21 protein-coding genes and 2 pseudogenes are annotated in these 26,334 nt (G+C 47.5%); 8 read left to right on the forward strand and 15 right to left on the reverse strand.

Going from position 1 to position 26,334, the window contains the following annotated elements; all coding sequences use genetic code 11:
- Positions 1 to 29 precede the first annotated feature (29 nt).
- From zwf to fbp, 3 genes are all read right to left on the reverse strand, one after another.
- Positions 30 to 1,559, reverse strand: a complete 1,530-nt coding sequence (zwf, locus tag NDI44_RS13780) for a glucose-6-phosphate dehydrogenase (RefSeq protein WP_190410351.1) — start codon at positions 1,557 to 1,559, stop codon at positions 30 to 32.
- A gap of 145 nt (positions 1,560 to 1,704) precedes the next feature.
- Positions 1,705 to 2,850 carry a transaldolase gene (tal, locus tag NDI44_RS13785; protein ID WP_190410432.1) on the reverse strand — a complete coding sequence of 382 codons (1,146 nt, stop codon included), beginning with the start codon at positions 2,848 to 2,850 and terminating at the stop codon, positions 1,705 to 1,707.
- A gap of 109 nt (positions 2,851 to 2,959) precedes the next feature.
- Positions 2,960 to 4,039, reverse strand: a complete 1,080-nt coding sequence (gene fbp / locus NDI44_RS13790; RefSeq protein WP_190410352.1) for a class 1 fructose-bisphosphatase — start codon at positions 4,037 to 4,039, stop codon at positions 2,960 to 2,962.
- 233 nt (positions 4,040 to 4,272) lie between these two features.
- Between fbp and NDI44_RS13795 the strand changes: the two genes are divergently transcribed.
- On the forward strand, positions 4,273 to 5,355 hold the full coding sequence (locus NDI44_RS13795) for an ATP-dependent 6-phosphofructokinase (RefSeq protein ID WP_190410353.1): 1,083 nt from the start codon (positions 4,273 to 4,275) through the stop codon (positions 5,353 to 5,355).
- Positions 5,356 to 5,629: 274 nt separating this feature from the next.
- Here the strand turns inward: NDI44_RS13795 and NDI44_RS13800 are convergent, their stop codons facing one another.
- The 4 genes and pseudogenes from NDI44_RS13800 to nrdJ (NDI44_RS13815) all read right to left on the reverse strand — a co-directional run.
- On the reverse strand, positions 5,630 to 5,908 hold the full coding sequence (locus NDI44_RS13800) for an RNA-binding protein (RefSeq protein ID WP_190410354.1): 279 nt from the start codon (positions 5,906 to 5,908) through the stop codon (positions 5,630 to 5,632).
- 403 nt (positions 5,909 to 6,311) lie between these two features.
- Positions 6,312 to 6,533, reverse strand: a complete 222-nt coding sequence (locus tag NDI44_RS13805) for a hypothetical protein (RefSeq protein ID WP_190410355.1) — start codon at positions 6,531 to 6,533, stop codon at positions 6,312 to 6,314.
- Positions 6,534 to 6,655: 122 nt separating this feature from the next.
- A pseudogene (gene nrdJ / locus NDI44_RS13810) lies at positions 6,656 to 7,726 on the reverse strand (ribonucleoside-triphosphate reductase, adenosylcobalamin-dependent); the annotation flags it as partial.
- A 244-nt stretch (positions 7,727 to 7,970) separates the two neighbouring features.
- A pseudogene (nrdJ, locus tag NDI44_RS13815) lies at positions 7,971 to 9,200 on the reverse strand (ribonucleoside-triphosphate reductase, adenosylcobalamin-dependent); the annotation flags it as partial.
- 528 nt (positions 9,201 to 9,728) lie between these two features.
- On the opposite strand from nrdJ (NDI44_RS13815), the gene NDI44_RS13820 reads away from it, so the two are divergent.
- Positions 9,729 to 10,310 carry an Npun_F5749 family FMN-dependent PPOX-type flavoprotein gene (locus NDI44_RS13820; RefSeq protein WP_190410357.1) on the forward strand — a complete coding sequence of 194 codons (582 nt, stop codon included), beginning with the start codon at positions 9,729 to 9,731 and terminating at the stop codon, positions 10,308 to 10,310.
- 62 nt (positions 10,311 to 10,372) lie between these two features.
- On the opposite strand, the gene cysE is transcribed toward NDI44_RS13820, so the two are convergent.
- On the reverse strand, positions 10,373 to 11,134 hold the full coding sequence (cysE, locus tag NDI44_RS13825; RefSeq protein WP_190410358.1) for a serine O-acetyltransferase: 762 nt from the start codon (positions 11,132 to 11,134) through the stop codon (positions 10,373 to 10,375).
- Positions 11,135 to 11,297: 163 nt separating this feature from the next.
- Complete coding sequence (locus tag NDI44_RS13830) at positions 11,298 to 11,759, reverse strand: hypothetical protein (protein WP_190410359.1); 462 nt, start codon at positions 11,757 to 11,759, stop codon at positions 11,298 to 11,300.
- A 191-nt stretch (positions 11,760 to 11,950) separates the two neighbouring features.
- On the opposite strand from NDI44_RS13830, the gene NDI44_RS13835 reads away from it, so the two are divergent.
- Entirely contained in the window at positions 11,951 to 12,112 is a 162-nt protein-coding gene (locus NDI44_RS13835; protein WP_190429304.1) for a hypothetical protein, read from the forward strand.
- Positions 12,113 to 12,286: 174 nt separating this feature from the next.
- On the opposite strand, the gene NDI44_RS13840 is transcribed toward NDI44_RS13835, so the two are convergent.
- The 4 genes from NDI44_RS13840 to NDI44_RS13855 all read right to left on the reverse strand — a co-directional run bounded on the left by NDI44_RS13840 (position 12,287) and on the right by NDI44_RS13855 (position 16,990).
- Positions 12,287 to 13,009, reverse strand: a complete 723-nt coding sequence (locus NDI44_RS13840) for an alternative oxidase (protein ID WP_190410360.1) — start codon at positions 13,007 to 13,009, stop codon at positions 12,287 to 12,289.
- Positions 13,010 to 13,288: 279 nt separating this feature from the next.
- The gene (sbcC, locus tag NDI44_RS13845; RefSeq protein ID WP_190410361.1) at positions 13,289 to 16,315 is read right to left on the reverse strand and encodes an exonuclease subunit SbcC; all 3,027 of its coding nucleotides are present in this window, start codon (positions 16,313 to 16,315) and stop codon (positions 13,289 to 13,291) included.
- A 55-nt stretch (positions 16,316 to 16,370) separates the two neighbouring features.
- On the reverse strand, positions 16,371 to 16,700 hold the full coding sequence (locus NDI44_RS13850; RefSeq protein WP_190410362.1) for a hypothetical protein: 330 nt from the start codon (positions 16,698 to 16,700) through the stop codon (positions 16,371 to 16,373).
- A complete protein-coding gene (locus NDI44_RS13855) occupies positions 16,697 to 16,990 on the reverse strand; it encodes a hypothetical protein (protein WP_190410363.1) in 294 nt (97 codons plus the stop codon). Before NDI44_RS13855 ends, NDI44_RS13850 begins: the two co-directional genes overlap by 4 nt.
- A gap of 105 nt (positions 16,991 to 17,095) precedes the next feature.
- On the opposite strand from NDI44_RS13855, the gene NDI44_RS13860 reads away from it, so the two are divergent.
- The 3 genes from NDI44_RS13860 (at position 17,096) to NDI44_RS13870 (ending at position 21,248) form a co-directional block, all read left to right on the forward strand.
- Positions 17,096 to 19,399 (forward strand): NACHT domain-containing NTPase, encoded by a 2,304-nt coding sequence (locus NDI44_RS13860; protein WP_190410364.1) that lies wholly within the window; start codon positions 17,096 to 17,098, stop codon positions 19,397 to 19,399.
- A gap of 269 nt (positions 19,400 to 19,668) precedes the next feature.
- The gene (locus tag NDI44_RS13865; protein ID WP_190410365.1) at positions 19,669 to 20,340 is read left to right on the forward strand and encodes a hypothetical protein; all 672 of its coding nucleotides are present in this window, start codon (positions 19,669 to 19,671) and stop codon (positions 20,338 to 20,340) included.
- 248 nt (positions 20,341 to 20,588) lie between these two features.
- Positions 20,589 to 21,248 carry a hypothetical protein gene (locus tag NDI44_RS13870; protein WP_190410366.1) on the forward strand — a complete coding sequence of 220 codons (660 nt, stop codon included), beginning with the start codon at positions 20,589 to 20,591 and terminating at the stop codon, positions 21,246 to 21,248.
- 181 nt (positions 21,249 to 21,429) lie between these two features.
- Here NDI44_RS13870 and NDI44_RS13875 read toward each other — a convergent pair whose 3' ends face one another.
- Together NDI44_RS13875 and NDI44_RS13880 are read right to left on the reverse strand one after the other, a co-directional pair.
- Positions 21,430 to 21,645 carry a hypothetical protein gene (locus tag NDI44_RS13875; protein ID WP_190410367.1) on the reverse strand — a complete coding sequence of 72 codons (216 nt, stop codon included), beginning with the start codon at positions 21,643 to 21,645 and terminating at the stop codon, positions 21,430 to 21,432.
- A gap of 128 nt (positions 21,646 to 21,773) precedes the next feature.
- Positions 21,774 to 24,389, reverse strand: coding sequence for a PBP1A family penicillin-binding protein (locus tag NDI44_RS13880; protein WP_190410368.1), 2,616 nt, complete (start codon positions 24,387 to 24,389; stop codon positions 21,774 to 21,776).
- 594 nt (positions 24,390 to 24,983) lie between these two features.
- Between NDI44_RS13880 and NDI44_RS13885 the strand changes: the two genes are divergently transcribed.
- Complete coding sequence (locus tag NDI44_RS13885) at positions 24,984 to 25,715, forward strand: site-2 protease family protein (protein WP_199304697.1); 732 nt, start codon at positions 24,984 to 24,986, stop codon at positions 25,713 to 25,715.
- Positions 25,716 to 26,070: 355 nt separating this feature from the next.
- Positions 26,071 to 26,325: a SemiSWEET transporter gene (locus NDI44_RS13890; protein WP_190410369.1), complete on the forward strand. Its 255-nt coding sequence runs from the start codon at positions 26,071 to 26,073 to the stop codon at positions 26,323 to 26,325.
- Positions 26,326 to 26,334: the final 9 nt, after the last annotated feature.

The raw sequence follows: 26,334 nt of genomic DNA on the forward strand, positions 1-26,334 counted from the left end.
TTACCCATTACCGATTACCCATAAACCAACTACAATCTGCGCCAGCGGCGTCCATCTTGATTAATCAAGAATTCTGCTTCCTCTGGCTCCCAGGTTCCCGCTTCATACTGGGGAACCGATGCTGGGTCAGTGCTTGCTTCCCAAGCGTTTAATGCCGGTGTTACGACACGCCACGCTTCTTCCACTTCATCAGCTCTCGTGAACAAAGTTTGGTCGCCTAACATACAGTCGATTAACAGCCGGTCATAAGCATCGGACGTTGCCATCCCAAACGAGGAACCATAGCTAAAGTCCATATCTACCGAGCGCGTCCGCAGTTCTGTTCCCGGCATTTTGGCTTCAAAACGCAGAGAAATTCCTTCATTCGGCTGAATCCGCATCGTCAGCACATTCGGACTTGCTTGCTGGGCGGCAGATTGAAAGATTAAGAAAGGAACTTCGCGGAAGTGGATGGAAATCTCGCTGACCTTCTTGGGTAGACGCTTGCCGGTTCGCATATAGAAAGGAACTCCTTGCCAGCGCCAGTTATCAATTAGCAGCTTCATCGCTACATAAGTTGGCGTCGTGGAGTTGGGGTTGACCCCCGGTTCTTCTCGATATCCAGGCACCGGCTTACCCTTCATCCATCCAGCAGAGTATTGACCCCTAACCGCTGATAATTCCAGGTTATGCACGTCTGCCAGGTGAGTTGCTTGCAGAACCTTCATTTTTTCGGTGCGGATACTATCGGCATCTAGGGAATTGGGCGGTTCCATTGCCGTGAGACAGAAAGTCTGCATCAGGTGGTTCTGCATCATATCCCGCAAGGCTCCGGAGCTTTCGTAGTATCCGGCACGGTCTTCGACGCCTACGGTTTCTGCCACCGTAATTTGAACGTGATCGACAAACTGTCGGTTCCAAATCGGCTCAAAAATTGCGTTAGCGAAACGGAAAACCAGGAGATTCTGAACCGTTTCTTTACCCAGATAGTGGTCGATGCGGTAAACCTGTTTTTCTTGGCAAACCTGCTGCACTACGCGGTTTAGGGCTTGGGCGGAGTTGAGATCCCGTCCAAAAGGTTTTTCAATCACCAGACGGGTTTTCAGTGGGTCATCGAGCATACCCGCCGTACCCAATTGGCGAAGCGCTTCTGGGAAGAAATTTGGAGAAACGGAGAGGTAAAATACGCGGTTTCCTCGCGTTCCGCGCTGACCATCCAATTCTGCTAAGAAGGCTTTCAGTCTCTGGTAACTTTCGGGCTTGTCAATATCACCAGGGCAGTAGTATAGACCTTGGGCGAAGTCGTGCCAGAGTTCTTCTGAGCCAATCCCATCGCTAAATTCTTCGATCCCCTCGCGCATCTGCTCCCGGAAGTAGTCGTGGCTCCACTCCCGACGCGCCACGCCGACAATGGTCATTTCCGCTGGCAGGCGTCGTTGCAGCTTCATCTGATAGAGAGCTGGCACGAGCTTCCGTTGCGTCAAGTCTCCGGATGCCCCGAAGATTACCAATATCTGCGGCTCTGGTATCCGTTCCTGCCGCAACCCAACACGTAAAGGATTTTCTAGCAGTGTGACCATAGAAGGATAGTTTTGAATTTTGAATCTTGAATTTTGAATTTTGAGTTTTGAGCTTTGAGTTTTAAATTCCTAGCTGAATTGATAACTTTGAATTATCAGACCCCTTTCTTAACTTAAAACTCAGCACTCAAAACTCAAAACTTTCTTACACGGGTTGCAGATGTTTGATTTTCTCTTCCAAGGATGCGGTTAGAGATTCAAAGGGCTTCACAAATTTCTCAATTCCTTCGACTAGCAATTCGTCCATCACTTCGTCTAGATTGATGTCGATGTCGGGGTCTTTGAGACTTTCAATCAGCTGATAGGCTTCTTCCACCCCAGTTTCAATGCGAGAAGCAACGTCGCAGTGGTCGGCGCAGGCTTCGATGGTATTCGGTGGCAAGGTGTTTACTGTGTCTGGGCCAACCAGCTCATCCACATACATGACATCGCTGTAGCTGGGGTCTTTGGTGCTGGTACTTGCCCACAACAACCGCTGGACATTTGCACCTTTTGCTGATAGGGCTTTCCAGCGATCGCTCTTAACGATCTCTTTGTACTTCTGGTAGGCAATTTTGGCGTTAGCGATCGCGATTTTGCCCTTAATTGCCGTCAGTTCTGCCTTTTTCTCGATTCTATCCACGCCTGCTTTCAGCATGGCATCAATACGAGCATCAATATTAATATCGATGCGGCTAAGGAAGAAACTCGCTACCGAGGAGATTCTGCTGATGTCTTTGCCTTCCGCTGCCCGCTTTTCTAAGCCGCGAATGTAAGCCCAAGCGGTCTCAACATAGCTCTCAACGGAGAATAGCAGCGTCACGTTGACGTTGATCCCCTCTGAGATGACTTGCTCGACGGCTGGCAAACCTGCCGTAGTGCCGGGAATCTTGATCATGACGTTATCTTTACCGATTTCTTGGTAATAACGCCGAGCTTCCTCAATCGTGCCTTGGGTGTCGTGGGCGATGTTTGGCGGTACTTCAATACTGACGTACCCATCCAGACCTTCAGAGGAGTCATAGACAGGGCGGAGGATGTCGCAGGCATTGCGGATATCCTCAAACACCAAGGATTCGTAAATCTTTTCAACGGGCAATCCAGCTTTGATCCCGGCTTCAATATCGGCGTCGTAGATGGCATTTCCAGCGATCGCTTTTTCAAAGATGGCTGGATTAGAGGTGATCCCGCAGATCCCTTTATTCTCAACCATATCTTTGAGTTCGCCGCTTTGAATCAAATCACGGGTCAAGTTATCCATCCAGATACTCTGACCGTATTGTTTGATCTCTAATAGATGATTGTTTGGCATATCTGTCATTTTTTGGCTCCTAACAATTGTCTTTGTAACGCTAGATCGAGAATGTTCCCGTTGAGCAGCTTGAAAGGTCAATGCGGGAATTTTTCAAGAAAGCAAAACCTTATTGAGGCACGCGCGATCGCGCGATCGCGTTTTTATCCTCATCCCATGCCCGTTTCTGAATAAAAGATTCCACCAAGGTGACATCTTCTTTGCTACCGATCAGCAATGGCGATCGCGCATGAAGGGCATTTGGCACTACGTCCAAAATCTCTTGCGTACCCGTACTTGCTCGACCCCCGGCTTGCTCTATTAAAAAGGCTAAGGGAGCCGATTCATACAGCAACCGCAATTTTCCTTCTGGTTTTTTCACAGTACCGGGGTAAAGGAAAACACCTCCTTGGAAGAGAATCCGGTGAATATCGCCCACCAGCGCCCCGCCGTATCGAGCCGTATAGCCTTCCTGTCGATGAACATAGCGGATATAGTCTCGCAAGGGTTCTTCCCACTGCCAGAAATTTCCCTCATTGACACTATAAATAGAGCCGTGATTGGGAATCTGAATGTTTTCACTCGAAAGGATAAACTCGCCTAAGCTGGGATCGAGGGTGAAAGCATGAACCCCAGTACCAATCGAATAAACCAGCATCGTGCTAGGCCCGTATAGCACATAACCTGCGGCGATTTGTTTGCGCCCGTTTTGCAATAAATCACCGCCGGTTTGATTTTCATCCGTTCCTTCTTGTTGGCGAATTGCGAAGATGGAACCCACGTTGATATTGATATCTACATTCGAGGAGCCATCAATCGGGTCATAGAGCAGGGTATAGCGCCCGATGGGGCAATTTTCGGGAATATAGTAAGGCTTCTCCATTTCCTCGGATGCCAAACGGCAGACTAAACCGCTTTGCTTAAATACCGAGATAAATACGTCATTGGCATAGACATCCATCTTTTTGACGGATTCCCCTTGCACATTCACATCACCCGTAAATCCCAGCACGCCTTCGAGTAATCCTGCCCTGCTGAGTCGTCGCGCAATCAACTTTGCCGCGAGGGCAATGCGATTCATAATCGCGCTCAAGTCCTGGGCATCTGCCGAAAAGCTGTGGAGTTGCTGCAAAACGTGACGAGATAGCGTTGTGCAGTCGCGATCTAGGGCTTGTTCCTGAACGACGAAAGGCTGTTCCACGTTGGACATAGTTTTCGTCCTCCCTTTCAATAAATGCTTTGTTAACAGGGCAGCTCTCATTGAGCTACTGCCCCAACATATCAAGACCTGGTCGCTCTACCTTCTATCTTAGGGAGCCATTTCTCAGGATGGTGTTTAACTTTATATCAACTAAAGAAATAAAATCTTTAGACGCGCTTTATTGTCTAAAAGGCAACAAGGCTGAAATTAGATAATTACCGCTCGCAATCCAAAAAAACAAGATGGGAGAATACAAACGGATCGGAATCCTGACCAGTGGGGGTGACTGTGCGGGGCTAAATGCTGTGATTCGGGCAGTTGTCCGCTGTGCAAATGGTAAGTACGGCTGGGAAGTGTGGGGGATTTGCCGGTCTACGCTGGGCTTAATGAGCAGTCCGCCAGAAGCAATCAAGCTGGAGTTTGATAAGGTAGACCACTTGCTCACGATGGGCGGTACAGTGCTGGGAACGACGAACAAAGGAAATCCCTTTGCGTTTCCAATGGCGGATGGAAGTTTGCGCGATCGCTCAGAAGACATTATTGCGGGCTACCATCAACTAGGCTTGTCAGCTTTAATTGGAGTTGGCGGGGACGGCAGTTTAGCGATTCTCCGAAAACTCGCGCAACAAGGCGGGATCAACTTAGTCGGGATTCCCAAAACCATTGATAACGATGTTGGTAGCACTGAGCGTTCTATCGGATTTGATACCGCCGTCAACATCGCCACCGAAGCCCTCGACCGATTGCACTTTACTGCGGCTAGCCACAATCGAGTCATGATCCTGGAAGTGATGGGGCGCGATGCCGGTCATATTGCCCTGAATGCGGGGATCGCCGGTGGAGCTAATGTGATCTTGATCCCGGAAATTCCTTACACCATTGAAAATGTCTGTCGCAAAATTCGGAATCGTCAAGCGATGGGAAAGAATTTCTCGATCGTCATTGTCTCAGAGGCGGTTTGCACGGCTGAAGGCAATCCAGTTAAGAGTATGGATCGATTCGGGGAATGTCGATTAGGCGGAATCGGGCAGTATTTGGCAGAGGAAATTTCGATTGCTAGTGGTGCAGAAACCCGCGTGACTGTTTTAGGTCACGTTCAGCGAGGGGGACTGCCTTCGCCCCTGGATCGGTTACTGGCAACTGCCTTTGGGGTGGCGGCGGTCGATCTGATCGCTGAGGAAAAGTACGATCGCGTTGTTACCTGGCAAAACCGCGAGATTGTCAGCGTGCCAATTGCTGAAGCGATTGGACAATACAGAGCCGTCGATCCCCACGATACTTTGGTCAAGACTGCCAGAGGTTTGGGGATTTGCCTTGGAGATTAAAAGACTAAAGTTCTGCGATCGCGGTGTAGAAATATTTAACAGAGCAATCTGCGATCGCGAAGCTTTCTGTTTCGCTCTACCAGCTTAGAGACTTAACTTAGGAACTTAACGAGCCGCCGGATTCTCCACCGCCACGACTCGTCTCTTGTGTGAGCCATCAGCATCAATTCTGCTCGGTGTTGAGAACCGGTGGCAATGCGCGACAAAACCAGCACAGTTGTCCTTTTTTAGGAGTGTTTTTCAAACAACCATGCTGATTTCGCCCTATCTTTCCTTAAAATCTGCTTCGCCTCGCGCCGCCGCGATCGTCCTCCTTGGGTCGTGCTTTATTCACTCTAAGCTGACGGCCCATCCATTCAGCCCCATCTAATTCGGTGATGGCTGCGTCTTCTTGGGCATCATCTGTCATTTCAACAAAAGCAAATCCGCGCATACGTCCCGTTTCGCGGTCTGTCGGTAAGACAACTCGCTTCACCGCGCCGTACTCTGCAAAGACTGCTGTCAAATCTTCTTCGGTCGCTTGGTAAGACAGGTTTCCAACGTAAATGGTCATGTGGATCGATAAAGCTGAACGAGGAACTAAAGTTCAGAACCCCTAGATGGCTAGATGTGACCCATAATGCCAGGTCAAGACTTATTTACCAATGGTGAATTTTCATTAACCCAGCCCACAAATGTGGCTGCACGAGTCCCAAATCCGACCATTAATAGGACTGAACTTTTAGGTTTCGTCCTATCATAGCCTACTAATTTCATTGTGGGAGAGGATCTAGGATACACGCTGAGCGGTTCTCTAATTATTAAAATTCCCTGACTTTTAGCAGTGGCTCAGAAGACATTGCCCAAGGGAGAATTTCAAAGATTAGGGAGGCTAAATTTCCCAGAAAAATCGACCGAGCCGCTGCCAACTTTCCAGCCGTCTTTATCTTTAGCCTCCTTCAGCTTTCGATGCCAAGTTAGTCAATAGAAATTGACTGTGGGCCACTACCTTTGCCGTTACCACTGCCGTTGGAAGAAGCCGTAGGGGAAGGAGCTACACCTGCCTGTCCGTCAAGCCAGGTTTTCACGGGGTCATCATTCAGGTTGATGCGGAGTAAACCAGAAACCAATCCGCCTAAGAAAGCGCCTGGGTGCTGAGTGAATTCTTTAAAGAGCGGGGTTAGTTCATCGAGAAACATTGAGAGTCTCCTGTTGCTGCCTGATAGTAACTGCTGTCTATCTGTCGATCGTAGCGTGTCCGATTGCGGGTATTGGTATGGGAAGATGCGATCGCTTCTTCCCAAAAACAAGGTTTACGCCTCTAGCCAGACTTTTGGTCGGAGAATAAGCACTTATCCGAGTCGCACCCAGCGGGACCGACTTCCATCAAATAGCCTGAATCGTAGCGACTTAAGGCAGCATGAAAATTTTCGGTCTGGCGTCGCTTTTCGACTTCCTGAACTATCTGCTCATACTGCTCTTTGGCGATTGGCTCAAACGGCAAGCGCGGAAACGTCTGATGATCGTCGAAGCGAGCTAGAAGTGCTGCTGAGATGTAACCCTCATCGTCTCGGATTGCTTCGTAAATCCGAGTGCCTAACGCTTCGATCTCGCTCTCGCGCAACTCGATGGTCGCGGAGGTGTTGTGACGCACAAAGAATTTTTGAACTTGCATATAAAAATCCATTTGCGCGAGAGCGTTAAACTTGCCAATCTCGATTTGATCGGCTCCCGGTAAATCCGCCCAAGCGACAGCAACGGGGATTTCTACTAGCCATTCCGAGCATCTGGGATCGAAGGGATCGTTCAGGAGATTGCCGTTTTCATCTTTATCAGACTGAGACGGAATCACGTTGTACCCGTAGTCAATACACGCCAGAGCAACTGGGTCATTCTTTCTGAAGGTGATCCGGCGCAGAAAACGTTGAGCTTTTGGCGGATGCCAGCCGGGTGAAGCGCCTGTCAGCAAGGATTTTGTCCCGGAAGGCTGAACCGTGGTGCAGCGGTTGGGGCGTTTGATGCCGTGGCGATCGCAATAATCCCACACTACTTGATGCACTGTTTCCCGCCAGCGCGTCAGATATTCCTGCTCCTGTTTCTTAAAGCTTAATCCTGCCTCTGTTTCCGGTCTCCCTGCTTCCCACCAGCGCAACCAATCCACACCAAAGGCATTCACAAAGAAATCAAATAATCCTGTGAAAGAAACTCCCACAATTGGATCGAGTTCCCGTGACTTTCGATAGCGTTCTTCGGCAAATTCGTGATTGAGCAGTGAGGCGACTGATAATGCTCCAGCCGTGAAAGCTTCCTCTTGTTCTTTATAGTTATGTGGGTCAATTTGATTGAGATGAACCTCCGAAAGGTTGCAGTGGAAGTTTGAGCCGATGATTTCCGGTTTTGTTATCCACTATTTCTAGTGGTCTCGGACTATATCTTCACCTGGTCTAGGTGGAGGGCGCTATCTGACCATTATTGGTTTCCCGCAGGTCTAGTCTCTGAACCTTCTCCAGCTCTGGGGCTACCTGCCTTACATCTGGAGCTTGGCTGCTGATTACCTTGCACCTTTTTGGGTGTTTAGGCTTCCAGCAATTCACCCTCTGACTATCTAACCTGTTCCCAGGTTAGGCGGCAAAATCTAAGCTACCGCAAGGATTCAAACCAACACGAGCTAATCGATGCTCTATCTCATCAGGAGATAGGTCGGGGTAGTGTTCTCCTAACCACTGTTCAGCCTTAGCTTGACTATAAGCTTGCAGAAAATCAGTTTTCAGCTCAGGGGTTTCTAATAGATCGCAGTTGGCTCTTGCTACTGCTTCTCCTGCCCATTGAATTGCGCCTTCCCCGGAATAATGCTGCTGACGAACAGAGGCAAGGCATTCTTCTAGAGTGGGTTTGTGGTGGAAAACTCTAGTGTGATTTGCCATGCGAAGCGCATCCCGTTCTGGATCGATGCGCCAGTTGCCGTTTTCATCTTGCTGCCAAAGATTGCCTTTCGCGTCGGCAAATTTTTCATCATCGCTAGAACCTTGCCTCATTCCAGCTGAGCGCCTGACGTTGCCAGCAACCACGACAACGGCGGCTTCATCTATTAATAAACAGCACTCAACCGAATTCAGACGCCTTCCTAGAGCTTTATTTAAAATTGACGCGCAACGTTCGTAAAGACCTGACAACTTCACCGGATTGGCAACGCCACCAAAGCCTTTGAGGGGTTCTCCAGCTGCTCGGACATCGCTGAGGTCGATGGATACCTGTACTTCTGCTGTGAAGCGCTCATCGCTCGATAATTCCAGCAAAGTTTGATAAGACTTAACCCAGCCTTGGCGACTGTCTCCGACGTAAATTTTGACTTTTTCGCCCTCTACTTTCACTTCTGTCAGTTCGCGGCGCTGCAACGCAGGAGTAGAGCCAATCTCACCTTGTACCGTCACCACAAGGCGATTGCGAATTTGTGGCAGTTGATTAATGTATTTTGGTTCGAGAACGGCTCCAGTGCCACACCCCATCATTGCCAAATCCATCATCAGACCGAAGGCACGCCAGTCTACTACATTGGTGCTGGTGCAGTTGTAGGCTCCTGAGAAGTTTTCGGGTCTTTCAATCCACTCGCTGCCGCCCACCCACAGCCAACGTCCAGAGGCAAGAGCTTTCATCTGGCGCTGCATGCGATCGATCGTGTCAGCTTCTTTAGGGGTGAGCTTGCCAAGCTTCGTCAACGCCCTAATCGTGCGATCGCACACTTCATCCCAAGTCTCGCGCCCCGATTGGGTGCGACGGCTGTACGTCCTAAAAAATACAGGATTCGCAGCCGGTGCCGTTTCAGGAAACCGGCTCGTCTGGATTACTCGCTCAAGCTCTCGAACCATAGGTCAAGTCTGATTGGTTTTGGGAAAATTCACAGATCACTTACTATACGCGATCGCAGATATGGGGTCAAAGCTTGAAAAATCGAGGAAATTGCGCTATCCGTGTGGCTTTCTAGATAAAATTGGTACAGTAAAATATCCCATTGAGCGGCTCAATTGGTCACAGTCGTAATACTTAAAAGCTCGTCAAAAGGCAAAAATTAAGGGCGATTGTCAGCCGCCCTTTCCCATCGTTTGAGATTACTGTCTTGCTTTCAATTGCCTTTTTGAGAGGCGGTGCAAAAGTTCAACAGCAAACTTATTTTACGAGCGCAATGGACAGGATCTTCCCAGTTACAAATACTCCCTGTCGCAGTCATTTCGCTCATCAAATCGGAGGGTAGCAAGCTGCAAAGTTACCAGATTGCGATCGCGTTAATTTTTCCAAATCCGTTAAAGGAGCGCTAGGAAACGGCAATTAAACAACTCAAGATACTAAACTGATATTTTGGAAAATGGGTAATTGGTAATGGGGATGAACTCTTGACGATGATGCTTGCTCCCTGGCGATCGCTTCTTTCGGGTGCCCTACACCGTAACCGTAGCGAACCCCATTCTCGCTACTTACAGCTAGCCACCATCCAGGCTGATGGGCGTCCTGCTAACCGCACGCTCGTCTTTCGGGGATTTTTAGACAATACCAACCAATTAAAATTTGTCACCGATTCTCGCAGCCAGAAAGCCGATCAAATCGAGCATCACCCTTGGGCAGAAGCTTGCTGGTACTTTACCACCACTCGCGAACAATTTCGCCTCGCTGGGACGCTGACGCTGGTAGGAGCCAATCATCCTGATTCACTGCTCCAGCAAGCGCGTCAGGTGTCTTGGCAAGACCTTTCCGACGCCGCTCGCCTGCAATTTGGTTGGCCCCATCCCAGAGAAAGGAGAGCCGATGTCAGCACTTTTTCTCCGCCGCCACCCGACCCCCAAAAGCCGCTAGAGAGTTTTTGTCTCCTACTACTAGAACCCGTACAGGTCGATCATTTGGAGTTGCGAGGCGATCCCCAAAACCGAAGTCTTTATCGCCTCGAAAGTTCTCAAGCTTGGTCTATTCAAGCCGTAAATCCGTAAGAATTAAAAACGCAAAATTAAAAATTGAGAAATTCCATTTTTAATTTCTAATTTTTAATTACTCAAATCCCAGAACCATCTAAGAATTGCCGGATCAATCCATCTTGCACACGACAACTGGGCGCTGCTGCGGCTGGGATATCCGATACATGATGTCCGGCTCCTAAGGGAACAGGCATTGAGGCATGAGCCGGTTGTTGTAACTCTTGTACCTGTTGTTCTAGTGCTTCCAGACGGTCAACCAAAGCCCGAATTACCGCAGCCTCAGAATCGGGAAGGCTTCCATGTTCTAAGGGATTCACGCGGACGCCGGAACGATAAAGAATCCGACCCGGAACGCCTACTACCGTACAATCCGAAGGAACATCGCGCAATACAACCGAGCCAGCACCAATGCGGACATTATTGCCGATTTGAAGATTGCCGAGAACTTTGGCACCAGCACCGACTACGACATTTTCCCCCAAGGTAGGGTGACGCTTGCCACTTTCTTTCCCAGTACCGCCTAGCGTAACGCCCTGATAGATCAGAGCATAATCTCCCACAATGGCGGTTTCACCAATTACCACACCCATGCCGTGGTCAATAAAAACGCCCCGCCCGATTACGGCACCAGGGTGGATTTCAATGCCGGTAAAAAAGCGAGCTAAGTGGGAAATCAACCGGGGGATGAAGGGGATTCCCAGTAGTCTTAGCCAGTGTGCAAGGCGATGAAATAGCAGCGCTTGCAAACCGGGATAGCAAAATAAAACCTCCAGCCAGTTACGGGCTGCTGGATCGCGCTCGAAGATGATGCGAAAGTCAGCTAGAAGCGTAGATAGCACGAGTGGATATCCATTTTGGCACTACAGACCACTCACTATCATATCGTTCCGAGTGAGTTTCTAAGGTAGGGGAACCGCACCGAAGTTTTAAATTTTGGATGGCGGTGTGAGAATGATGACAGGTCAAGACTTAGACTCTAAATCATCTAAAAAATCTGGGGTTCTATTCTGGTTGTACAGAAAGCGTATAATCCCATCTTTGCCGCTCTTTGATGGAACCTACCCAAATACTATAGTTGCCTGATTTCCAGTCTGAGTCTGTGATACTCGCATCTTTGTTGGAACCCGTGTCATCGCCACAGCGAATGGTACCATCAGGCCCCTTGATGACTAGAGTGCTGTCCTTGCCTCCAGTATTTACTTTTACTGTCAGATTGGGGAAACCTTTCTTCACCACCATGATATGGTCGGGAGTTTCGTCGCCCCCATAACCAATACAGGGGTTGTTCTGGCGATCGCGATTCGCGATCGCTGACAGGGAGAATGCTCCGCTGGTATAACCAGTGACAGATGCCTTGCCACTTCCATCAACAATCAAACGGTCAAAATTTGCTTCTTTTGCTAAAACGGCTGTAGCGCTGAAAACGGTCAGTAAAGCTAGAATTCCAAAACGCCTAAATTGCATGGCAAGTACCTCTTCTCAACTACGGTATTTATTTTCTCTCCGTAGATGAGTACGGAATATAGATAAGCCTACTTATAGTTGTAATCAAAACGGTTCTCTCTATTGGCAGTATAGGTGCCAGATGTATGTCTGCCACATGAATCACAATTTTTTGTTGCAGTATTTTGTTGCCCTATTTTGTAGGAGGTTGTGTGCCCCTCGTTATCTTGATGATGCTGCTGTTTGTCACCAGCTGGTTCTTCTCGGAAGTTTTAGTGTTATTTCCTTTGAGCATTTTGAATTTAGTATCAATCCCCCACTGGTTGATGATGGTAGGGATCTTGATCTTTTTTGCCTGGTGTTTTGGGGAATAATGCTCAACTGTGTGCGTGTTAGCTCAAAAAATCGAGAGCATCTTCAGCCTTTTAAAAAATGCAAATTAAAGAACTCCACCCCAGCGGGAAGGTTTGGGGCGGGGTTCTTTAAAATTCTGCTACTAATGCTCTAGCACCGGCTAGCAAGCAAGAGAATAGCCAATTAACTACTACTTAAAAGGGAGAATCAGCTAACTCGCGCTCAAGCTCAGCGTCTGTCACTAGAGGCAGTACAACCTGCTGTTCCGAATAAGGGAGAGAGTGGGGACTCTTAAAGGTTTTCTGAGCATCCGCTTTTTGACACGCCATCATGGTTTTGACGTGTTCGCCTTCGTCATCCCGGATGTTGACGAAAACGTCATAGAGGTTATCAACCGCAGGGCGGCGAGATTCGGGGACTACGCCGGTTTGAAATTCATCAAATAGGTAGAGATCGCCGTCCCGGTAGTAGTTGATCGCAACTTGGGGCGCGGGTTTGGTTTTCAATTCGGCTTCATGCTCGCGCAAGAAGGTGTCGTAGGTATGATGGGCGTGTTCTTCCACCATTTCCATGAAGTTGTAGGCGGTGCGGGGCGACGCGATGTAAAGTCCTACAACTACCCAGTAGTAGAAGAGGGCTGTGGTTTGGGCAAGGAAGCGATCGCTCCAATGTTGGTTTCCCCCTAACGATTCCATAATCAGCAGGTGGTGCATTTCATTCCAAGATTCAGCGAAGTGAACCTTGAGCCAGTCAGCTTTTCGCCACCAACCGAGGGTTTCGTAAAGGTGTAAAACTGATAGGAAGGAAAAATAGGGGACGCGAGCCACTGTTTCTAGCACGTAGAAGCGCTGATAAGGGCGATCGCGATAAAGCGTGTCGATCACGAACACAAGCACGCTAACCAGAAATCGAATCATTAAGTCCTCCCTTAGGAGTGAGAAGAATGGCTGAAAATTCAGCCTGGAGGAAGATGCTGTTGGGTTTTTATTTCCTCTTACTTTGATCGTAGCGTTCCCCGGAGCGATGGGTATCGCCTGAGTGGGTGAACTAGGGTGAGAAGTCCGAACACTAGGGTTCGGGTTGCACTGACCTAACCCTCCAGCCATCTTCAAAGCCCCGCTCCGCTTCGGAGAGGGGTTTGGGGAGAGGTCTGCCAACTTCTACACTGTAGGGAACGCGATAGGGGGGCTAAGTTCCTACAGCACCAAGCTCAAGTGAGAACCGCTGGGGGTTTTATACACTTCAATCCGAGTCTGGAAGGCTTCTTTGAATTGCGGCATATGGGTGACGGTGAGGATGCAGGCGAAGTCAGGCGCGATCGCATTAATCGCTGCAATCAAGCGATCGCATCCTTCCGCATCTTGGGTGCCAAATCCCTCATCGATAATCAGCATTTGCAATGCCGTTCCCGCACGCTGCGCCAACAATTTCGCTAAAGCTAGACGAATCGCAAAGTTAATCCGAAACGCTTCTCCGCCCGAATAAGTTTCGTAAGGGCGGGTGCCGCGAGCATCGGCAATTAAAATATCTAAAGTGTCAATCATTTTGCTAGCTTTTTTTGCAGAGCGTCCACTCCGCCCTGCTTTCTGAGTAACAAACTGTACGTGTAACTGGTTCCCACTGAGCCGAGAGAGGAGAGTATTCGTTTCTGCTTCCAATTGAGGCAGAATATTTTCAATCATCAGAGTCTGGATGCCATTTTTGCCAAAAGCTTGCCCTAATTCCTGGTAAACGCGATATTGCTGTCGCACCTTGGCGTGCTGAGCAGTAAGTGCGTCATGCTGAGTTTGGAGCGTTTCTAGATAATGTTGTTGTTGTTGCAAGCTTCCTAACTGGCGTTGCTTCTCGTCGAGTTGCAGACGCCGCCGCTGTATCTGCTGTTCAATCGTTGTAATTTCGGCTTTCGTATCGGGTGTTTGTTGCAACTGGCGAACGATGGTGTCTATCTGAGTCGTCATCTGTTGCAAATCTTGCGATCGCATTTGCAACGATTGCTCCAAATCTTGCGATCGCTTTAATAAGGCAGGATATTGCTGTTGCGCGGAAGCAAGTTCCTGATAGCGAACTTGCCACGACTGAGACTTGCGTAAAGCGTTTCTGAGAGCGTCGTGCTGCGATCGCTCGTAACCAATTTCCGCCATTTCTCGATCGAGTGCTTCAATCTGCCGCGATAAGTCGGAATTCACTTGCAGTTGTTGCATTTGCGATTGCAGATTCGCAATTTTTGCCACCAATTCTGGCATTTGAGCGTCTATCTGAGCCTGACGCCGCTGCGCTTGTTTAACTTCTGCTTGCTTAATTTCTGCCCAGCGCCAGCGCTCTACCTCACCTCTGGCGAGGGCATGGTCTTGCTCATTGTAGTTAAGTTGTTGCAACTGTTGCTCAAGGTGGTGCAGTTCTTCTTGTCGATCCGGTGCATAGTTACCAGAGGCAAGCGATCGCTCTATTTGTTGCTTTTCCACCTCAATTTGTTGCAGGCGCGTCTGGATTTCAGCCATAGCAGAACTTTCCGCTGCTAACTGTCCTCGTTGTTCGCGCAAGGAATCGTAGTTTGCCAATGCTTGGGCAATTTCGGTAATTTCCTTCCGCAACCCCTGTAGCTGGTACTCACAGACCGCGAGTAGCCCCTCTACATCCCAGAATTGATCTTGAATTCCCTGTTGCTGATCGTGGGTTTTTTGCACCACTAGCTGCCAGTGGTGTTCGTCGAGAGGGCGATCGCATAAAGGACAACTGGCATTTGGCGTCTGGATCAGTTGCAGCTTTTGGTCGATTTCTGCAAGTTTAGTTTCGCATTCTTTTTGAGCCGCCTGAAGGCGATCGCGAGAACTCCGCTGTTGCAGTTCTTTCTCCTGCACCCGTTCCTGATAGACGCGCTTTTTGTCAAGTTGCTGAATTTGACTTTGAACTTGTTGTAATTGCTGTTGCAATTGAGGTAAGCGTTTTTGCCTGTCTTGCAACTGAGCGGCGGATTTGCGAAGTTCTTCTAATCTGGCAGATAATCGCGCTTGAGAGCGATCGAGTTCCATCTGCACCTGTCCGCGACGTTGCACCAAAGGAGCGACTTGTAACTGCAACCGATCGAGATAACTGACGTAACCCCGCGCCTCTTGGAGTTGTTTTAATCCGGCTTCTACTTCTTCGGTGCGGCTGAGGATTTGCTGAATATCTGCCCTAGATTGCCGTACCGCTTCTAGTTGTCCTTGAGCTTGTCGCAGTTGCAGGTTAAGTTCGTTAATTTGCCGCTCAAGCTGTCGTTGGAGTTGTTGCCGTTGCTGTTGGGCATCTTGGTAAGCTTGTGACTTCGCGGTGAGCGTTTCTTCCTGGGTTTGCAAATCTTGGTAGTGAGCATACCCAGCGGTAATTTGGTCTTTTTGATTCAGTAAAGCTTCTAATTGTTGCTGTTGCAGTTGAGTTGTGGCAATTTCTTGGCGATAGCGATCGCAATCTTTGGTGAGATTTTGATATTGCTGGCGAACAAAGCTCAGTTGTTGTTCCCAAGTTTGTCGCTGATGCTGGATTGCGAGCAAACTTTGGACTTTTTCATTGTCAGCAGCTTGGGCTTGTTGTAATTCTGCCAGTTGAGTTTCCAGAATTGGTTGTTGTTGAGCGATCGCATCTTTTTGTTGCAGTTGTTGCTTAATCGTCTGCAAATTCTGATCCAATTGCTCCGCCTGTCCTTTTAATTGGCGGGATAAATCCTTCGCCTGTTCTGCCAATTCTTCATATTGAGACAGTTTCAGCAAATCCGCGAGAATTTCTTTGCGTTCGCTGGGACGCTTGAGCATAAACTCATCCGCCCGTCCTTGACGCAGATAAGCCGAATTCACAAAAGTGTCGTAATCCAGCTTGAGGTGATGCACGATTGCTTCCTGCGTCGCCCGGATTCCGCGCCCAGTTAAAGAGCGAAAATCGCCAGATGATTGCACTTGAAATTCCAGCGATCCACCTTGTCCCCGGATGCGGGTGCGAATGATGCGATAGGTTTGGCGATCGCATTGGAAGGTGAAATCAACCCGAACTTCTTTAGCACCGGCGTGGATGACATCATCTTCTGTTGCAGCGCGGCTTTCACCCCAAATCGTCCAGGTGATCGCTTCTAGGAGGGAAGATTTACCCGCACCATTAGAACCGCAAATACACGCAGTATGTAGACCGCTAAACTCTAAGGTAGCCTCGCGGTAGCTGAGGAAATTTTTGAGAACCAGTTGCTGTGGGATCATTCAGGCTATAGCGCCATACCTTTTATCAGAAGTAGCAGTACATCTGCACTATTGTTTAGTTTAGCGGTTGAAAAATCAGGTTTTTGGCAATTAAGACCGAATTTGATGTAAAAATTTCTGCTAAATCAAAATATTCGTGGCGAATGGAATTCGCGGCTATACAAACGAAACCCGCGTAGGCGGGTTTTAGAAATGCTGCTAGCGATTGCTCTATCTCGGCTTTGCGCCTATCCTTCTGTTCTATTTCTTCCCGAATCATCCAAGAAGCCACTGCAATAATTTCCAAGCCTTCTTTATATGTAGGGGAGATGCGATCGCGAAGTGCGGACTTATCAATTTGCGCTTTCAAGGCTAGGTTACGCGATCGCTCTACACCTATGCTCAATACTTACGTTCAAAAGAATCCTCATTTGAACAATAATCTTCAGAATCGTAATCTACCGCTTGCCGCCACCCAAGATTCTCATCTTGCAAACGCTCATTCTCAGCGTGTAGACCATGTTCTAAGTAAGTCATTCTGTTCTTAATCTCTTGATTCTCAGTCTGAAGGGATTCAATTTGGTGAACTAGACTGTGGCAAAAGTCTTCCAAAACAGCGAGAACCTCCCGACAGTCCTCGCTGAGTAGCTTAACCTGAGGTCTTTTGAGACCTACGGATAACTGCTCATCAGTCATTCTTTGACTCCTGAACTTTTGTATAAGTATTGTATGCAAACAAAATGTGTGTTGTTTGAGAGTATAACTTAAAATAGACAACAGTCAAGTTTCGCGGTCTGGCTAATGGCAAGGCAATCACTACTGGCATCCCAACAAGGCATCACAAAGGCAAAAATGGCGCTTACCCTCAAGGGATGGTCGCAGGAAGGGCTGGCAACAGAGGCGGATGTATCTCGCCAGCCAGTTTGGAAATTCCTTACAGGTAAGCCTGTGGAGCAGTCTATATTTATCAAGATTTGCTCTGCACTTGGTCTGAATTGGGAGGAAATTGCAGATATACATCAGGATGCTGAATCTAGGCCAGCTGAGCAGCAACAGGGATCTAGCACTGATATTGATGCCCTCGTGCAAGAGGTACGCGGAAAGATAAAACCTAGCATTGAAGAGCGTTGCGGCACGATGCGGGTGTTAGATATGTCTCAACCCATCGGGTTGAATGACATCTACACTAATGTCAACATCTTGGAGAAAATCACTGGGCGCAGGCGAATAGAAATTGCTGACCTGATGCAGGGCTGCGACCCAGAGAACTTTGATCGTTTTGGGCTGAGCAGAGTTACTCAGAAACGAGTGCCGGGACTAGAGGTTGTAAATCGTCACTCTAAGTTGATGGTCTTGGGTAAACCAGGAGCAGGAAAAACGACTTTTTTGAAATATTTAGCAATACAGTGCATTAGCGGTGAGTTTCAAGCAAATCAACTGCCCGTTTTTATCACACTCAAGGATTTTGCTGAAACTCACGATCAGCCTGATTTACTAAAATACATCAATTATTTATTTGGTAATTTTGGGGTAGTAGATACTCAAATAGTTGAAATTTTACAGCAAGGTAGAGCGTTAATTTTACTCGATGGTTTAGATGAAGTTAGAGAAAAGGATAGTAAGCAAGTCTTAGAGCAAATCAAGAATTTTTCTTATCAATACCCTAATAACCCTTTTGTTATCACCTGTAGACTTGCAGCGCAGGAATACACCTTTGAAAAGTTTACTGATGTCGAAATTGCAGATGTAGAAGTTGCTGATTTTGATGATAAGCAGATTCAGACGTTTGTAACTAGATGGTTTCTGGCTAAAGAATCCGATTTAGCTGAACGTTTTATGAAACAGCTTAATTCAAATCTTGCAATTAAAGAATTAGCTGCAAGTCCTCTACTGCTAACATTACTATGCTTGGCATTTGAAGAATCAGGAAATTTTAGCACTAATCGTTCTGAACTGTATAAAGAAGGAATAGATACACTGCTGAAGAAATGGGATACCAAACGCGGAATTCAACGGGATCAAGTTTACAAAAATCTATCACTTCAGCGTAAGGAAGACTTACTCAGCAAAATAGCCTTAACGACCTTTGAGAAAGGTGACTATTTCTTTAAGCAGAAAGCTGCCGAGCAATACATCACAGATTACATCCGCAATTTACCCGATGCTAATACTGAGTCCGAAGCACTGCAACTAGACAGTGAGACCCTTTTGCGTTCAATTGAAGCTCAACATGGGTTATTAGTAGAACGAGCTAAAGGCATTTACTCCTTTTCTCATTTAACATTTCATGAATATTTCACTGCTAGAGAAATTGTTTTTGGGACACAGGCCTTAGACGAGAAGTTACAAAATCTAGCTAGCCACATCACTGAATACCGCTGGCGAGAAATCTTTTTGCTAGCAGTTGGGATGTCGCCAAATGCAGAGTGTTTATTGTTATTAATTAAACGCCAGATTGATGAGCTTTTAGCTAATGATGAGAAGTTACAGCAGTTTTTAATGTGGGTAAGCAAGAAATCTGTTTCAGTGGAGGTTAGAGACAAATTAGCAGCAGTTCGCGCTTTTTACTTCACCCTATCCAAGTATCTAAATGACCTATGTCCTAATCCATATATTAATTTTCCTGATGATCTTGAAGTTACACTTGCTATTTCTCTTGGTTTAAACATAGACGATAATGCTAGTCATCCTATTAAACTTGACTTTAAGCTTTTTAGCGCTTTTATTGATGCTCCTAGTTTCATTATCGAATCTGAGGATTTTGACTCAATCCCTGAACTCAAAGAGCTACTGCAACAGTTAAAAAGTAAATGTCCAGATCAATATAGCTGTAGTAATTTAGAAGTTTATCAATCCTGGTGTAACGATAGTATTAAATCTTTGGTTGAACACTTAAGAGATTTGATGATTCAGTATCATAATATTGGTCATAACTGGCAATTTAGCAAGGAGCAAATGGAATTGCTGGAGCAGTATTACGATGCTAATTTGTTGCTGGTGGATTGTTTGGATAGCGATTGCTATGTGAGCCGTGAGGTGCGACAAGAGATAGAGGATACTTTGTTGTTACCTATAGCAGAGATTGAGAAGCGGAAAAAGGGATAACTGTAGCGCGTTAGCGAAGCGGCTGCGTCAGCAGCATCGCATTCTTTCTCCGCCTCACTATGAAAGCGCAATCGCATTTTTTGCAATTCTTCCCGAACAGCGCGATCGCACATTGAAGATAGATTGTTTTACCTGTTTCAGGAATTGATACAGCTAATTAAGGTTTAATATCTCAACAAAAAAAGTTTTATTTTGCAGAAACTTTTTGAACCCACAACCTTCTAAGAAGGTATCAGTGAAAATACACAAAGTTCGTGGGTTCCCTATTTATGACACGCTTAAATAACTTAAAGTCTGGCGTTTTAGTATTGATGGCTCTGGGCACATTTGCCGGTTCTGTTGGCGCTGTACCCATCAATGTTCCCGTCCCTACTGTCCCTCGTGCCAGCAACCCATCTCAGACCAAGACTGTAATTTCTTCGGGAGCTTCTATTCCCGTTAGATATGACGGAACGGCTGAAAAAATCTTGCTATCTAGAACCGAAAAAGTGCCTTTAACTTTAACAGTTTCATCAACTGTTAAAAGCAGTTACGGGACAACTTTGATTCCAGCAGGAACAAAGATTCTCGGTCAATTGGAACCCGCTGGTCAAGGCTCCCGATTTGTTGCTACACAAATTGTTCTCCCCTTAGATGGAACTCGGACAATCAATGCCACTTCTCAAATTGTGACGAGAACTGAACAAATCAAAAAAGGTTCTAGAACTAACACAATCTTGAAAGGTGCCGCCTTGGGTGGAGCCGCTGCATCCGCGATCGCCGCACTGGTTGGCGACAAAGCGATCGCGACTGAAGAAGTCTTGGGTGGCTCAGGCTTGGGCGCTTTAGCTGGCTTATTCTGGGGACGCAAATCGGTTGATGTCATCTCCGTGAATCCCAGCCTTGATTTGAGGACTATCACCTTAGCTTCTCAGCTGCCAGTTACCGTCGCTCTACGCTAAACAAGAGACTTATTTTGCTCGAACCGCTCTCTATACCTAACCACAGCTTTCAAAGCCTCTCTCCGCGTCGGAGAGAGGTTTGGGGAGAGGTCTGCCAACGTCCACGGTAGCTACTTTGGGGAGAGGTTCTTTCCCCATCACTCTCCATTTTTCCTCGGCTATGCACTAAATCAGTGCAATTGTCAAGAAACAAATTTAGCCGCGAAGCGTCTTGACCCTTATCCGTATAATTGCTGAGAGTGTTCCCTATGTCTCGCTTCAATCGCTGGAAATCAGGAACCGCTGCACTCATGGCATTGACAATGACCGCCGGTGCAGCTGCCCCCTTCGTCATGCCTGCGCCTGCTGCTGCCCAATATTACGAATTTCCGCCTCCACCTGTCTCCCAAGTCAGCATTCCTTCAGGTACAACCCTCCCCTTGCGCTATAACAAGGCAAATAAAATCGTTGTGTCTCCTAAGGAAACGATGCCTTTAACGCTGACGGTGGCAACAAATGTCAGAAATACTCGCGGAACTATCTTAATTCCGGCAGGAACTCAGGTGATTGGTCAACTGCAACCCGCGACGAGAGGCGGTTCCCAGTTTGTTGCTAGAGAATTAGTTTTCAACAACGGGAAACGGCAGTATATCAATGCCTCTTCCAGAGTGATTACTCGCACCGAACAAGTTAGCCGGGGAACGAATACCAGTTCCATTTTGAAAGGTGCCGCCGTTGGTGGAGCCGCCGCAGCCGCAATCGGTGCTTTGACTGGAGACAGAGCGATCGCAACTGAAGAAATTTTGGGGGGTGCTGGTTTGGGTGCCTTAGGCGGACTGCTGTTGGGCAAAAAACGAGTTGATGTTGTTGTCGTTAACCCCAACACCGATTTAAATGTCACCCTGCGCTCGGCTCTGGCGCTGCGCTAGTCTTTTTTCGAGCCGCTGCGCTAGCCTTTTTTCGAGCCAAGGTGTTTTATCTCGTTGTCTCCAAAAATAACGCTGTAGGGCAGGGTATACCCCTGCCCTACGTTTGTATAAGCGGTAAAGACGTTGAACGCAATGTCTCTACAATCTTTATAGGTTTTCTAAAAATTTTCCTGTTAGAGAGTTACGCGCTAGGCTTGCCTACACCAGGATTTGCCTCTTTCTTGACTTCAGGTACGATATCCGGGCGCTCCTTATCTTCCCAACCCACAGGGCGCTTAGAGTTATACCACGCAACGGAACCGATACTTACAGCGGCAATAAAACCTACCGCGTACACAGCAGTGGCAGAGACTGGAAAATGGGGCGTATTCGTAGCAACTTCCATCAATAAATGCATTCTTTGTAACCCTCTTATCGATTTTTGGTTATCGTACCAAAACTCAGGGGATCGTCTATCACCCCTGAGTTTGATCCCCATTGTTTTCGCGATCGCGCTTGAGAGTTAGGAAGTTGTTCTAATCGTTCCTAATTTTCCTTTCGCGCTGCTGGCGGAGCAGGAGGTGGGGCGGCATCCGCTGTTCTCCTCGGTGCCCGTGGAGCGGTTGGCGCAGAATTGTAAGTTCGTCTTCTCCTTGGCTGTGCAGTGCTAGAAGTAGAATCTGATGATGCCCTTCTGCGAACAGAACGCCGAACGGGTGCCGACTCCTGAGAGCTTGTGCTTGCTTGGCGACGAGAACGGCGGTAGCGACGGCTGCTATTGCTTGAACTCTCTTGGCTTTGAGAATTGGTACTTACTTGGCGGCGAGAACGACGGTAGCGAGGTCTAGATTCTTCTTGAGGCTGGACTTCTTGGCTGCGACGCCGTCTCCGCCGAGGCGCGCTCTCGGAGCTTTGGACGCTGCTAGTACGGTAGCGTCTACGCCGGGGAGTTTCTTCGCTAGAGCTATCATCGCTATCCGTAGCCCGACGAGACCGGCTACGCCGGGGGGTATCATCGTCGTCGCTGTTTTTGGAGATGATGCTTCCAGAGAAGATGCTTTTAGGCTTGATGGGCTTGATCGTGAGCTGGGCTTTACGTCCTTCTAGCTCGGTGGGTCGATCTGGGAACTTCTCGACCGGGATATCTTTAACCACTTCCGCCATGAATTTATTCCAGGTGTAGGCGGCTGTACTGCTCGCGCCCCAAGTCGGTTTGTTGTCATCGTTGCCCAGCCAGACACCCGCAACCATTTGGGGGATGTAGCCAATAAACCACAGATCGCGTGCCTCATCCGAGGTGCCCGTCTTCCCAGCAACAGGTCGATCGTCTAGAGCAGCGGCGCGACCCGTCCCCTCATTCACGACACCCCGCAGCAACCAGGTCATAATCGCAGACGTATCTTCTTGGAGGACACGGTCGGGCTTAAACTTCGCTTCGTAGATAACGTTCCCGCGTCGGTCAAGAACGCGACGAATGCCGTAATTTTTGGTATGCATCCCTTTGGTCGCAAAGGTGCCATAAGCACTGGTGAGTTCCAGCAGGTTCACTTCAGAGGCACCTAAGGCAGTGGAATAGGTCGGCTTCAGTTCTGATTCAATGCCCATTTTGTGGGCGACATCGATCACCGTATCCCATCCCACATCGACCAAAACTTTGACAGCAACAGTATTGATTGAGCCAATCAGGGCATCACGCATGGAGATCCAGCCCCGGTACTCTTCGCTGTAGTTTTTGGGGGTATAGCCGTCTACTTTGTAGGGAGCGTCCAGGTAGCCGCGATAGGGCGTGAAACCGGCAGCCATTGCTGTCGTGTATACAAACGCTTTAAATGTCGAACCGGGCTGGCGCTGTGCCTGAGTAACGCGATTAAACTGTTGCTTATAAAAATCTTTTCCCCCGACCATTGCCCGAATCTCGCCGGTACGCGGATCGAGCGCCACAAGGGCGGCTTGCTCGAAGTTTTGACCGCGACCGCGGTTTTCAACGGTTTCGATAACGGCCTTTTCCGCCGCTTCCTGCCATTCTGGCTTCAGGGTGGTTTCTACTGTTAATCCTCCAGCCTTAATCGCTGCTGGCGAGACGTGCTTGGGCAGTTCTTGTTGGATGTATTCGGTGAAATAAGGGGCAAACCTTTCGAGCCGCTTAGGACGGCTGGGTTTTGTTATCAGGGTGTCAGCGATCGCTTTCTCGGCTTCGGCGGCTGTAATGAACCCTGCCTGCTGCATCTGTTGCAATACCAGATTGCGGCGCTCTTTAATCACTTGTGGATTTTTAATGGGCGAATATTGATTGGGTGCTGGTGGGATGGCGGCAAGTGTCGCCATTTCCGATAAGGTTAGTTCGTACACCGGCTTAGAAAAGTAAACCCAAGCCGCATCTGCCACACCATAAGCACCTTCTCCCAAGTAAACCAAATTTAAGTAGCGTTCTAGAATTTGATCTTTGGTATTTTCGTTTTCGATTTTTTGAGCGGTTCGGACTTCCTTCAGCTTGCGCCAGACGCTACGCTCCTGATCGAGAAAAACCATCCTCGCCAGCTGTTGGGTGATGGTACTACCGCCTTCTACAACATCTCTTGCTATCAAGTTAGAAAAGGCTGCCCTTAAAACTCCCTGGTAATCAACTCCCTGGTGTTTGTAAAAGCGTCTGTCTTCTATCGCAATGAAAGCTTGAATTAGCTGCTTGGGAATTTTGTCAATTTTGAGGGTTTCGCGAGTCGCTGGGCCGATTTGTTGAAGTATTTTGTTGTTTGAGGCTTTGATCGTCAAAGTCTCTGGTCGCATCAAGGTTAAGGCATCGCTGGTATCGGGTAAGCTACTCTCCAGCGACCACGCAGCAGTCAAAAGCGCGATCGCTCCTCCTCCCACACCTAAACCAATCCAAAATCGACGCTGATGATGGAGTGGGTTTTCTCCAGTGAATGGCTTCTTGACAATTTTAGGAAGCTCCTGAGTGGAGAAGCGCTTCAGCCGCAAGAGATTTCGCTTCAATTCCCGACGATGTCGTGATGCGTCTGCGTGTCCTTCGTCTTGTTCCTTGCCATCAATCGGAGTATCGACTGGTTCTTCTTTATTACCTACAGGAGTCTCGACTGGTTCATTTGACACCCCCGCATTGAACTTGCCTGATAAATCCTTCAGTCTTGAGATGAACTTGGTCACGTCAACTCCTCAATCACCAAAAACTTCTGGCGCAAAATTCCCTGCTTATTGTTGCCTATTTTATGGCTTGAATCCGGGATCTGTGCCTACACAATGTGAACTTATTCGCTTTTTGTCAAATTGTTATTTTTTTATTCCGTCAAAGAATACACCTAAAGTCATCCAGTTCCAAGCTTTGTTCCAGACCTTGTTGGTTGATAGCTTAAGTAACTTCAAGAAATGGGGCAAATCTCAAGGTATTTTCTACCAAACTCCTAATTATCAGCTTCTTGCTCTCTGGCTGAGCTTATTAGAGGAGCGGACGTGGTATTTGATAAAAATCTAGCTTTGAGAGGAGCGGGTTAGCGCTGAAGTCGGCGATCCCCCCTGAAAAATGTTTGCCAAGAACATTTCTCAGGGGGATCGCTTTTTGGGAACTTATCTGGAAAACAGTAACTTCGGTTTGTAGCTCAAAATATCCTTCTTAAGACAGATGCACCCGCTGGGATTAGTATAAGCGATCGCCCTTCTGATGCCAATCCATCATGGACAATTTGCTTAACGTTTGTGCGTAATCTTCAGCCACCAAGCAGATAAATACATAAGTTATGAAGATTGCGATCAAAACTACTGGGTGCAGTAAGTTCTGTCAGTCAATTGATTGTTGATTTTATTTCGTTTTGGGTTGCTGTATTACCGCCTTATCGAGGTCAAGCGATGTTAATTGAAACAATTCTGACCGATCCTATACTCTTTCTAAGAATTATCATCCTGGTTGTGGCTTCAGTGACGCTACACGAACTCGCTCATGGTATAGCTGCTTTAAGCCAAGGTGATGACACCCCCAAAAAAAGCGGACACATGACCCTGAATCCAGTGATTCACATGGGATGGGAGTCAATTATTTTTCTTTGCATTGCTGGTATGGCGTGGGGACAAATGCCTATCAATCCCGCACGGTTTCGCCATAAGAAAATTAGCAATATTTTGGTTTCTATCGCTGGCCCTTTGTTAAATCTAGGCTTGGGCATTCTGTTTCTTTTAATTCTCAAATTGGATTTCAGTTTGTTCTCAACAAGAATTCTGAGTTCTGAATTTCTCTACCTGGGTGCGTCTATCAATTTGAGCTTGTTTCTCTTTAATATGCTGCCTATTCCTCCTCTGGATGGGTTTCATGTATTCAGTGAATTTTTCCCGTCATTAAAACCTTTAGAAAGTAGCCCTTTTGGATTATTAGCTTTAACAATCCTCTTGGTTAGTGGTTTTTCTTTAGGTCTGGGTTTTATCGCGAATGCAGTCATCTGTGCGGTTGTTCCCTCAATGCAGGGATGCCAAGTTGTATTTTAGATGGATGCACTGCTTCCATCAGACTTTAGTCTGCGTCTATACAGAATAAGCTTGCGGACGCAGGCTTATTGTTTTCTAGTCAATTCCGGATTTGAGATTCATTGAACACAATCTCTATTAACGAACCGCATTGGCGGAGCCTGCGCGTTAGCGCTTAGACGCCTTAGCGTTCGCGAAGCGGCGCGGATGCGCGTTAGCGCTATAGGACGCGAAGAAAGAGAAAGAAGAGAGATTACAAATCACTTCAGAACCCCGACTTCTTAAAGAAGTCGGGGTTCTCACATTCACGAATCATATAGGACTGCTATAGTTAAATCTTATCTATAATTTTTTTTGCAAATCAATTGGCAGTAGCATGGATTTTGTGACGGGTTTGGGATTTTTGGCGGCAACTTTGACCACTGTAGCTTTTTTGCCTCAATTGTTTAAAGTATGGCAAACAAAATCAGCCAAAGATGTTTCCCTGGAAATGTTGATTATTTTCTGTTCGGGAGTGTTTTTGTGGTTGGTGTACGGTTTTTACATTCAATCTTTTCCGGTTATTGCTGCCAACTTGTTAACCTTAATTTTTAATCTGATAATTTTATCGCTTAAAATTAAATATGAATAGGATAATCTT

The organism is Trichocoleus sp. DQ-A3 (assembly GCF_039961975.1).
In the GTDB taxonomy this organism is placed as follows: Bacteria; Cyanobacteriota; Cyanobacteriia; order Cyanobacteriales; family FACHB-T130; genus FACHB-T130.